This is a genomic window from Sorangium sp. So ce296, from assembly GCF_051529605.1.
Classification (GTDB): domain Bacteria; phylum Myxococcota_A; class Polyangia; order Polyangiales; family Polyangiaceae; genus Sorangium; species Sorangium cellulosum_D.
Genome location: NZ_CP150325.1, coordinates 6,241,907 through 6,253,074 on the forward strand (window position 1 = coordinate 6,241,907; position 11,168 = coordinate 6,253,074).

The 11,168-nt window shown below is 71.2% G+C and carries 7 protein-coding genes; 2 read left to right on the forward strand and 5 right to left on the reverse strand.

Annotated elements, in window-relative coordinates:
* Positions 1–2: 2 nt before the first annotated feature.
* Genes WME98_RS23245 through WME98_RS23255 form a run of 3 tightly spaced genes read right to left on the reverse strand, consistent with a single transcriptional unit; the run spans position 3 to position 3,892 of the window.
* Positions 3–641, reverse strand: a complete 639-nt coding sequence (locus tag WME98_RS23245; protein ID WP_437953250.1) for a hypothetical protein — start codon at positions 639–641, stop codon at positions 3–5.
* Positions 642–648: 7 nt separating this feature from the next.
* Positions 649–1,752 (reverse strand): serine/threonine-protein kinase, encoded by a 1,104-nt coding sequence (locus WME98_RS23250; RefSeq protein WP_437953251.1) that lies wholly within the window; start codon positions 1,750–1,752, stop codon positions 649–651.
* A 58-nt stretch (positions 1,753–1,810) separates the two neighbouring features.
* Entirely contained in the window at positions 1,811–3,892 is a 2,082-nt protein-coding gene (locus tag WME98_RS23255) for a serine/threonine-protein kinase (RefSeq protein WP_437953252.1), read from the reverse strand.
* Between the two features lie 441 nt (positions 3,893–4,333).
* On the opposite strand from WME98_RS23255, the gene WME98_RS23260 reads away from it, so the two are divergent.
* Positions 4,334–5,575 carry a sugar phosphate isomerase/epimerase family protein gene (locus WME98_RS23260; RefSeq protein WP_437953253.1) on the forward strand — a complete coding sequence of 414 codons (1,242 nt, stop codon included), beginning with the start codon at positions 4,334–4,336 and terminating at the stop codon, positions 5,573–5,575.
* Between the two features lie 160 nt (positions 5,576–5,735).
* Positions 5,736–6,878 carry a Gfo/Idh/MocA family protein gene (locus WME98_RS23265; RefSeq protein ID WP_437317179.1) on the forward strand — a complete coding sequence of 381 codons (1,143 nt, stop codon included), beginning with the start codon at positions 5,736–5,738 and terminating at the stop codon, positions 6,876–6,878.
* Positions 6,879–7,016: 138 nt separating this feature from the next.
* Here WME98_RS23265 and WME98_RS23270 read toward each other — a convergent pair whose 3' ends face one another.
* Positions 7,017–9,425: a hypothetical protein gene (locus WME98_RS23270; RefSeq protein ID WP_437953254.1), complete on the reverse strand. Its 2,409-nt coding sequence runs from the start codon at positions 9,423–9,425 to the stop codon at positions 7,017–7,019.
* A gap of 278 nt (positions 9,426–9,703) precedes the next feature.
* The gene (locus WME98_RS23275; RefSeq protein WP_437953255.1) at positions 9,704–11,164 is read right to left on the reverse strand and encodes a serine/threonine-protein kinase; all 1,461 of its coding nucleotides are present in this window, start codon (positions 11,162–11,164) and stop codon (positions 9,704–9,706) included.
* Positions 11,165–11,168 lie beyond the last annotated feature (4 nt).

The following is an 11,168-nucleotide window of genomic DNA, read 5'->3' on the forward strand; positions in this document are numbered from 1 at the left end:
CGTCAGAAATAACGGATGCTGAGCGTGATCGTGGTCGATCGCAAGGCGGCTGTCGGCGTGGTCGTCACCTGGGCGCCCAGGGCGCCGAAGAGGGTATAGATCCCCGCCTCGTACGCGGCGCCCAGCCGCTCGCGCGCGTAGATCGCCGAGCCGCCGAGCGAGCAGGACAGGTAATCCCCCCGGTGAAGGAGCGGGAAATAGGCGCGGACGCCGCCCCGGAAGATCCAGCGCTCTCCGAACGCGCCCGGACGGGCGATGTACTCGGGAGAGCCGAAGAGCTCGAGCGAGCCGGCGTGGCGCGTGAGCGGCTCAACGACGAACGCGCGCCACGGCGAGAGCTTGCGGTTCATCCCGAACGAGTAAAGAAGCGGGGTCACCTGCCAGCGGACCCCGAAATGCGCCTCGCCGGAGCCGATCCACAGCTCGGGGCTCGGCACGAGCTGGACGAGGAGCCAGGGCACGGTGAGGCGGATATCGGGCTCCGTGGCGCCGGCCTCGCGCGGGCCCTCCGGCGCCGCGCCCGCGGCGGCCTGGCGCGGGCCTTCCGGCGCCGCGCCCGCGGCGAGCGGCCCGCCGAGGAGGGCGGCGCAGGCGGCCAGCGCGGGGGCGCGGCGTCGTGCGGAGCGGCGCGATCGGGGCATGTCGCGGCTACGGCGCTGCGCCGTACACCCCGCCGAGCTGCTTGTACAGGAACCGCGCCGCGTGCTCTCCATACGGCGTCTGCGCGGCGTACACGTCGGGCGAGGCGATCGGCGCGTCCGCCGCGAGCGCGCCCGGCCGGCCGAGCCGGCCGAGATCCTCGACGAGCGCCTCCATCGAGGCATACCGGTTCTCCGGCCGCTTGCGCAGGCATTTCAGGATCACCGCCTCGAGCGACCTCGCCGTCGGGCTCGCGCCCAGGTTGGGCGGCGGGGGCGGCGTCATGAGCTGATTGGCCAGCACCATGGCCTCCTCCATGGCCGGCGAGAGCACCGGGGAGGAGCCCCGCGTGACGCTGAAGGGGAGCCGGCCGGAGAACATCCGGTACATGAGCACGCCAAAGCCGTAGACGTCCGTGCGCGCGTCGGGCGGGTCGCTGATGGTCTGTTCCGGCGCCATGTACTCCAGGGTACCGACGGTCACCCCGGCCTGGGTGAGCCCCGAGTGCTCGTACAGCTTGGCGAACCCGAAGTCGACGACCTTGGCCGCCCAGGCGTCGCCCTTCTCGCCCACGAGGAACACGTTGGCAGGCTTCACGTCGCGGTGGACGATCCCCGCGCGGTGCGCCGCGCCGAGGCCCGCGGCGGCCTGCAGGAGGATGGGGAGGCCGGCCTCCGGCGACAGCCGCTTCTCGCGCAGGAGCAGCGAGCTCAGCGACTCTCCGAAGAGGAACTCCATCACGAGGTACGGAGACCCCTCGTGAAGGCCGATGTCGAGGACCTCGACGATGTTCGGGTGCGCCACCGTGGCCGCGGCCTTGGCCTCGAGGAGGAACCGCGCCTTCACCTTGGGCTCGCGGCGCAACCTCGGCTCCAGGAGCTTCAGCGCGACCGGCGCGCCGCCCTGCGTGTCCTCGGCCAGGAACACCTGCGCCATGCCGCCGCTGCCGATCAGCCCCCGCACCCGGTACCGATCGGCGACGACGGTGCCCACGTGCTCGGTGGGCTTCGCCCGGATCCGCCGGATGTCGAGGCTCTGGACCAGCCTCTCCCCGTCGTGCGGGCAGAAGCGGTGGTCGTCCGCGTACCGCCGGTGGCAGCGAGGGCACAGCATGGAGGTCCCGTTCCGGGCATAGCCCCACCGCGGCCCTCTTTGCAAGGCCCCACCTCCGCTACGACGCGCGCGGCGCCGCCGACGGGAGCTTCGCCGCGGGCTCGTTGATCCGGACCGTGTCGACGCAGCCGAAGTCGTCCAGATCGTGGGTGACGCCCGAGATGCGCCAGCCCCGGCAGCGCCGGGGCAGCCCGTCGAGCCGATCGACGAACGAGCTCACCCACGCCTCGACGCTGTCCGGGCGCTCGGCGGGCGAGAGCGCGAGCGCCCTGGCGAACGCGTCGTCGACCTCCGGCGGCGTCCCCGGGAGGAGCGACGAGACCGGCGGCGGGACGTCGCGCGCGAGGCTCGACAGGACCGTGGAGATCTCCTCTCCGCCGGCGACGCGCCGCCCGGTGAGCGCCTGATAGGCGACGGACGCGAAGGAGTAGATATCGCAGCGCGCGTCCACCGGCCTGCCGCTCGCCTGCTCGGGCGCCATGTAGAGCGGCGTCCCCAGGAACATGCCCGTCGACGTCGCGAAGGCGTCGGCGGACATCTCCTTGGCGATGCCGAAATCGAGGATCTTCACGCGGAAGCCGCCCGGAGACGTCGACGGCACCAGGTGGATGTTCTCCGGCTTCACGTCGCGGTGCACGAGCCCCGCCGCGTGCGCGGCCGCGAGCGCCGACGCCCCCTCGCGCAGCAGGAGCGCGACCTGAGGCGGCGTCCCGGGCCCGTTGTGCCGCATGGCGTGCGCCAGATTGCAGCCGTCCAGCCACTCCATCACGATGTAGCGCGAGCCGTCCTCGAGCTCGCCCGAGTCGTACACCTCGACGACCGACGGGTGCTGGATGCGCGCGACGAGGCGCGCCTCCCGCTCGAAGCGCGCGCGCACGTCGTCGTTGTGGAAGTGCTCTGTCCGGATGGCCTTGATGGCGACCTTGCGCCCGAGCCGCTCGTCGTGGGCCTGGAACACGCGGCCCATACCGCCTTCCGCGACGACCCGGGTCAGGCGATATCGCCCCGCGACGCGGTAAGGGAACGGCCGCGGCATGGTCAGCGGGGCGCCGTCGTCGCTGCACTGCTGCGCGTTCTGGTCGTAGCAGCGGTGGCAGCTCGGGCACATGTGCAGGACGTCGATCCCGCGGCCCACCATGTCCTCGAGGGTCGCCCTCCGCCGCTCCGCCGCGCTGGCGAGCTCCTTGCGCAGGCGCGACAGCTCGAGCGCGCTGCCGAGGTGGTGAGCGAACGAGTCGACGAGGCGCCTCGTCGTGTCGCTCCACACGGCCCTGCTCCCGACGACGACCAGGGCGCCGTGGACGTCGCCCGACAGGCCGACGACGGGGACCACGACGTCCGACGACCTCGGGAGCAAGCGCCTCGCGAGCGCGGCGCTCCGGAGCGCCTCGGCCGGCGGGGCCTCGGTCGCGGTCTCGGTGAGGCTGACCATCCGCTGCTCCTCGGCCTTCCACACCGCGACCTCGCGCGCCCCGATGGCCTGCGCGACCTGCGCCGCGGCGGCGGACGACCACGTCGCCACGTCGTCGAGCGCCTGCGCCGAGGAGGCGACGAGCTCCGCGAGCTTGTCCTGCTCCTCCGCGAGCTGGCGCGCGAAGTACTGCACCGCGGCGTAGGCGATGGCCGACACCGTGAGGATGTTCATCGCGAAGAAGCAGGCGATGAGGGCCGGGGGCGTGGGCGGCGCGTGCGCCGCGAGCAGCGGATCCACGGCGCCGGCGAGCACCACGAGGAGCGCGTAGGCGGTGAACCACGGGATGGACGCGCGCGACCCGTGAAACAGCAAGAAGGTCAGCGGCGCGAGGAGCGCCCACAGGACGACGCCGCTCGAGGCGACGAACCCGCCCCGGCTCGCGTGCATGAGGAACGGCAGCACGAAGATGAGCAGCGCCTGGCGGAAGCGGAAGCCCGAGAACGCCTTGGTCCGGGCGAAATGGACAAGGCTGAGGACCGTGCAAACCACGTAGCCGAGCGGGATCGCCCCCGAGCGGACATCCCCGCTCGCCGCATAGGCGATCGCCCAGACGGGGCACGCGCCCGCCTTGAGCGCGGCCGTGACCGTGAGGATCACCTTGTGCTGGCGCAGCCCCGGATCGTCCCCCGGCTGCAGCCCGATCCGCGCGACCGCCTCCGAAAACATCGTTCTGAGCGAGTGTACGACATCGTCCCCGAGGGGCGTCGAGCAATCGGACCCACACGCGCGAGGGGGTTGAATACACCCAAATTGGAATGTTCCTCTTCCTGAAGGGACCGTTCCGGCTGAAGTGGGCCGCCCTCTCGCGTGGGCCGCGGCGGCGATCGAGCGGTGCATCGAGTCCTACGCGACTGGCCTCGACCCGTGTCTGCGGGTCGCTCGTGTCGCCGGCGATGACGCCTACGCGAAGGCGTTCGCGGGTGCCTATGGCGGGCCTCCCGGCGAGGAGTCCTTGCGCCAGGCCATCGCCAGCTTCGTCCGTTCGATCGTCAGCGGGGCTTCCCTTGGGGCGCTCTGGCCGGATAGCTATAGATCCCCAACCGCGATCACGGGCAACCGCTACCTTGGGCTCCGGGGCAGCGGAGCCCGCAGAAGGAGGATCCTACCATGGCCGTCAGAGCGTTCGAGCCCAAGTTCATGAAGATGAGCGTCCTCACCGCCGCCCTCCAGGAGCTGACTCCCCGGGAGGCGCGGGACGCGGACCCGGACCGGGCCATCGAGGACTGGCTGCAGTTTGCCCGCGAGCTGGACGTGGAGAACATCCAGCTCTCCGCGGCCCTGCACCCGACCGAGAGCGACGTGCCCGCCGAGGCCATGCTGGACCCGGTGGCCAACACCCTCGACCTGCGCAAGCCCCTCGACAGGAAGCGCGCGGACCGCGTGCTCGCCGCCATGAAGGAGGCGCGCATCGGCATCACCGACGTCGCCTACTTCGACAACCTGCTCACCGACGATGACGCCAACCGGAAGAAGAAGCACGACTTCATGGTCAAAGCCATGGACGCGGCGGTCCTCCTGGGCGCGAGGGCGGTGTGTGGCTTCGTGGGCCGGAACATCAAGCTCAGCATGGACCAGAACCTGGTCATGTTCGAGAAGGAGTTCGTCCCGCTCCTCAAGGCGGCCAAGGACCGCGGCTTGCAGTACCGGGTGGAGCAGTGTCCCATGCCCGGCTGGAACACCACCGATCTCTGGGTCAACAACATCGCACACGTGCCCGGGGCCTGGATCGCCCTCCACCGGATCGCCGAGAAGCACGGGGTGGGGGACCAGCTCCGCATCCACTACGATCCTTCCCACGCCGTCCTCATGGGGCAGGACACCCGCTCCGTCTTCCAGTACCTCAAGGACGCAGGTTACGCCTTCCTCATCGCCGGCTTCCACGTGAAGGGCCAGGTGATCGATGCCAAGGGCGTGGCGGCCTGGGGCTACCAGGGCCAGGTGATGCAGCGCGGCGACTGGAAGCAGGGCGAGGTCTCCGGCGACGCGTCCGACCTCCTCAACGCCTGGAAGAAGCAGGTGGCCTACAGCATGCACGAGCTGCCGGGCACGGCCAGGCACGACCCGCTCGGCTACCTCCAGAACCGCACCGTGGACTGGCTCGACCACCAGCTGGCCGCCCGCGAGCTGCTCGAGCTCGACGTCGCCAACACCCCCCTCGTGGTCGAGCACGAGTTCCCGCCGGCGCGCGTACAGGACAAGGAGAAGCTGAAGCCCATCCTCAAGGGCTCCCTCGCGTTCACGCGCAAGATCGACGAGGCCGCGGCCTGCATGTTCGCGCTGCAGAACGAGGTCATGCCGGCCCAGGGCATCCCGGTGCAGGGCTTCGGGCGGCAGGCGTACAGGACTTGAAGATTCGCCGGGAGCTGCCGGCCCTCGGTCCTCAGAGATAGTTTCTCGGGACGCAGTCGTTCATTCCTGGTGGAAGAGCGGCCCGCGAGGCCACGGCGAAGAGCCGAGCACCAAGGACGAAGAACCCTCGAAGAATCGAAACCAAGGAAAGGTCCTTCCCATGTCCGACATCACCAAGCGACGTCTCCGGGCCGGCATCGTCGGCGGCGGCGCCGGGGCGTTCATCGGCTCGGTGCACCGCATCGCGGCCCAGCTCGACAGCCAGGCCCTCGTGGTGGCCGGCGCCATGTCCTCCGACCCGGCCAGGGCCAAGGCCAGCGCCGAGGCGTGGTACCTCGATCGCTCTTACGACGACTTCCGCACGATGGCGGTGGAGGAGGCCAAGCACCCCCACGGCATCGATTTCGTCATCATCGCCACGCCCAACCACATGCACTTCCCCGTGGCCAAGGCCTTCCTCGAGGCCGGCGTCCACGTGGTGTGCGACAAGCCCCTCGCCTACAACCTGGAGGAGGCCCAGGAACTCGCCACGCTCGTGGAGAAGAGCAAGCTCGTCTTCGGCCTCACCCACAATTACACCGGCTATCCCGCCGTGCGGCAGGCGCGCGAGATGGTCCAAAAGGGCGAGATCGGCGAGATCCGCAAGGTGCTCGTGGAGTACATCCAGGACTGGCTGATGGACCCCATCGAGCAGACCGGCCAGAAGCAGGCGGCCTGGCGCACGGACCCGGCCCGCTCCGGCGTCTCCAACTGCGTGGGCGATATCGGCACCCACGGCGAGAACCTGCTGGAATACATCACCGGGCTCAAGATCACGTCCCTGTGCGCCGATCTCACCTCCTTCGTCCCGGGCCGCACCCTCGACGACGACGCCAACATGCTGCTGCGCCTCGAGAACGGCGGCAAGGGAGTCCTCACCTGCTCTCAGGTGGCCTGCGGCGAGGAGAACAACCTGAACATCCGCATTTACGGCACCAAGGCGGGCCTGGAATGGCACCAGCAGAACCCGAACTACCTCGTCGTGAAGCCGAAGGGCAAGGGATGGGAGACCTGGGGACGCGGCCAGGGCTACATGGGCGAAGCCGCCAAGGAGTGCACCCGCACGCCCTCGGGCCATCCCGAGGGCTACCTGGAGGCCTTCGCGACGATCTACAAGAACGTCTGCGCAGACATCCGCCGGGCGAAGTCCGGGCAGGCGCCCCAGGGCGGCTATCCCACGGTCCACGACGGCGTCCGGGGTATCCAGTTCGTCGTCAAGGCGGTGGAGAGCTCCAGGAAGGGCGCGATCTGGGTTGATCTGTAGACGGAAATACCCCGGTGGGCACCGCCCCAGCGAGGATTTTCTCGATCGCTCCCTTCGCTCCCGCCCGGGAGCTCGGCTGTCCGACCTTCACCGAGCGCCGCTCGACGAGGTGGCGCCCGGGGTCATTCCACGCCTCCCTCAGCCCACTGGCCGCTCCCCCGCCTCCAGATCGAGCTCCGCCAGCCTCCCCACGAGCGGATCGTCCGTGCCGAGCTGCTCGAACGTCACCGGATCGCTCTTCTCGAGCGCCGCCAGGAGCTGGCCCAGCCCGCGCCGCGAACCGTAGTAGTTCGACATCTCGTGATCCTCGTCGGTGATGCAGGCGCGCACCGCGCTGCGGGAGACCTCCGGGAGCCGCAGCGCCTTGAGCGCCATCGACCACAGGCCGTCGATGAAGTTCTGATCCGCGGGGAACTCCAGGAGACCGGCCATCGTGAGGAGCATGGCGCAGCGCTGGCCCCGGGGCGTCGACAGCGCCTCTCCGCCCGAGAGGTAGCCGAGATCGAAGGCGCGGCGCATCGCGTCGGCCGCGCAGAGCAGGCGCTTCAGCTCCTGGGCCGCGTGGCTCAGGTGGCTGTGGAACATGACCTCGACCGAGAGGCCGCCGAGCGCGTCCTTGGTCTCCTGATAGCGGGTGACCGCCGGGAGCCGCCCGAGATCCTGCTGCGCGGCCTTGCCGGTGGGCACGTCGTGCGGCGGCTCGCGGTGGCTGTAAAAGCCGCCGGACTGGAAGACATAATAGAGCTCGCTGTGGCCCGCGAGCCCGGCCCAGATGTCCGAGTACTGCGCCACGCGGTTGATGCTGCCCGCCGCCCAGTTGAGGCCCGCCGCGGCGTCTCCGCTGATCTGCGACGCGCTCACCCCCGGGTCGCGCGGCGTCATCGACGCACCGATGTCCTCGGCGATCTCGGTGAGCTGGAAGTCGAGGAAGCCGTCGTAATAATCGGCGCGCCCGTCCCGGTTCACGTCGGAGTAGCGGGCGACGACGAGCGGGTGCGAGGGCCCGACGAACTGCGAGAACCCGGGGACCTGCGCCTGCGGATGGTGCCACTGCGCCTGCCGGATGCGCGCGTCGAGCTCGGCGTGCGACGCGCGCTCGCTCATCCCGCGCAGCGCGGCGACGAAGCAATCGACCCCCTCGGAGGAGCTGACCGCCCCGTCCGACCCGACCCGGAAATACGTCGAGTCCCACGATGAATAGATGTCCGCGTCAGGGAACATCTGGGAGATGGCAAAGCGCGTGGTGAGCCCCGCGCATTGCGAGTTCATCATCAGCTTGTAGCCCTCCTGCCGCACCTTCACCGCGGCCGCGCGGAGATCGAAGGCGCCGAGCTGGGCGTGCCGGTTGATGAGCAGCCCGATGAAGAACTTCATCCCCATCTCGAGGTTCTCGTCGCGCGGCATGGCCGTGCGGGCAAAGACGCGGATGGGCTCGCCGGCGGGCGTCTTGAAGGGGGCTTCGAAGGCGCGGTAAGGGCTCCAGCCGCTCGGCGGCGGGGGCGCCTCGGGCGGGAGCGGGATCTGCTTGAAGCCGTATTTCGACACGAGGATGCGGCACTCGCCCTCGTGGAACTCCGAGGCGCTGCAGATGGCGAAGCTCCACGGGCCCGTGAGCTCGTCGTAGGGCGGCGCCTCGCGGAGCAGCCCGCGGACGAGCCCCCGCGCGCGCTCCTGCTGGGCCGCCGTGAGCGCCGGGGCGCGCAGCTGGAGCAGGTGAATCGCGTGGGCGCGCAGCGCCGGCCGGGCCGTCTCGTCGCCCGCCTCCTTCTCGATCAGCGCGAAGATCTCCTCGGCGGCGCGCTCGGCGACCGGCGCGAAGCCGCGGTCGTCCAGCGACGTCGCGATGAGGTGCGACAGGACGGTCGCCGCCGCCGAGCGCAGGGTCGCGGCCCCGACCGGATCGCGCTTCGCCTCCTCGCCGCCCACGGCCGCCACCTCGATCGCCGCCCGCGCCTGATCGAGCAGCGCCATGCCCCGGCCCGCCGAGAGCCGCTCCTTGCGCACCGGCTCCTCCGGATGGAACGCGCTCGGCGGGAAGAGCTGGGTGAAGGTGCTCGTCCGCCGCGACGAGATCCACCGGGCGGCGGTGACGAGGGCGTCCCGGGCGGCGGCCCCGTCGGGGCCGAGGGCCGGGCTCGTGCTGAACGCCCCGACGGGCAGGAGCCAGAGCGGCGCGGCGCCCTCGCGCCCGGCGGTCAGATCGAGCGGGGCCGCCTGCGACGCCACGCCCGGATCCGGCACGACCTCGACCGTCGAGACCGACACGGCCTGGAGCCGCCGGCGCACCGGCGTGCGCCCCGGGAAGATCACGAGCACCGCATGGCCCTCGCGCTCCCGCAGCGCCGTGAGGCTCTCGGCGGGCACCGGCGCCTGGAGCGAGATGGCATAGTCGTTGTCGCTCGTCGCCGCCGCCAGCAGGTGAATGCCCGGCGTGGATTTGCGCTCTTCGAACGCGGACGACGCGGCCGGTCCGACGGCGTCCACCGTGCCAGGCAGGTCGACGATCCCGCGGGGGGAACGGATCCGGACGATGACTTCGGTAGGCATGCCTCTCTCCTAAGAAGGTGAGAGAGCGTCGCCCTGTTCAGGAGCGCGGCGCAACAGGAATCCGACCCTGCCCGAACGCCGTCTCAACGCGTCACGACAGCAGTCAGGACGAGCCGTACGCGCGCGATTCGGGTGTTTCCTTTAAGGCATCTCCGGCTGATCCGTAGTTGGCTTGCGCACCTCGGCGCGCGGCGGCGCGTCCGTGCCGCTCGGCGCGCCCGCGGTAGTGCTCAAATTTGCCCGGAGAGAGTTCACATGAAGGCGGGAAGGCAGGAAGATCATTGGTCTTTTCTTCCCGCCTTCCCGCCTTCATGTTCAGTTTTGAGCACTGCCGCGCCCGCGGCCGGCGCGACGAGGCGCGGCGCGTCCTCGGCCCGGGAGGTCGAACAGCGCAGCAGCGACAGGCCTGCTCCTGCGGCGATGAGCACGCCGGCGGCGAGCAGCTTGAGCCCCGCGCTCTTCGCGGCGCGCGCCCTCGCCGGCGAGGCGGCCGCGCTCGCGCCGGCGAGGGCGGCGTCGCCGGCCGCAGGCGGCGCGGAGGGCGACGCGCCGCCGTGCGCCTCCAGGGCGACCGCCGCGGCGCGGCGCGCGGACATCGGAGCGCTCGACGGCGGCGCCGGCAGGAGGCTGCCCGCGCGCAGCGTCGCGGTCGACGCCTCCCCGTCCAGCTCGGCGGCGCCGGCCGAGAGCGCGTCGCTGTTGCGGGCGCTCGGGGCGAGCGCGTCGCCCTCGGGCTCCCTCGGCGCCGCGGGGGGGCCGAAGGGGCGGAGCGCGACGCCCGCGTAGCGCGCGAGCAGCGCGCCGACCTCGCGGAGATCCGCGGGGCGCTGCGCGCGGTCCGGGCGCAGCATGCGATCGATCATCGCCGCGACGTCGGCGGGCAGCGCGGGCGCGATCTCCCCGATCGGCCGGATCGCGCCGGTCAGGATCCGCTTCAGCACCTTGCCCATGTTCTCGGCCTCGGTGGGCCGGACCGAGGTGAGGCACTCGTAGAGGATGACGCCGAGCGACCAGAGGTCGGCGCGGTGATCGACGTCGTGCTCGCCGAGGATCTGCTCGGGCGACATGTAATACGGGGTTCCGAGCATCTCGCCGGTCCCGGTGCGCCCCGAGGTCCAGCCGGTCACGCCGTGCGCCGTCGTGAGCTTGGCGATGCCGAAGTCGAGCACCCTGACCCGAGCGCCCGCGTCGTCGTCCGGGACGCAGGGCGCCGGCGCGACGCTGCAGCTCTCGTCGGCGGCGCCGGCGCCGGGGTCGGCCTCGGGCGCGCCCGGCGGCGCGGCCACGTCGGGGGCGAGCAGGAAGATGTTGTCGGGCTTGAGATCGCGGTGGACGATGCCCAGGGCGTGCGCGGCGCCGACCGCCGAGATGACCGGCAGCAGGATGCGCGACAGCTCGGGGAGGGGGATCTGCGACTCGCGCACGAGCCTGTCGCGGAGCGACTCCCCCTCGAGCAGGTCCATCACGAGGAGCGGGGTCCCGTTGTCGAGCTCCAGCACGTCGTGGATGGACGGCACGCTCGGGTGATCGACCGCGGCGGCCACGCGCGCTTCCCGGAGCAGGCGCCGGCGGGTCGAGGCGTCCTCCGTCGCGCCGGGACGCAGCAGCTTCAACGCGACACGCTCGCCGCTCGCGAGGTGGGTGGCGGCCCAGATGACCCCCATGCCTCCCTCGGCCAGCTGGCGATCGACCCGATAGCGACTCGCCACCAGGGCGCCCGGGACCAGGTTGTTGGTCACGCGG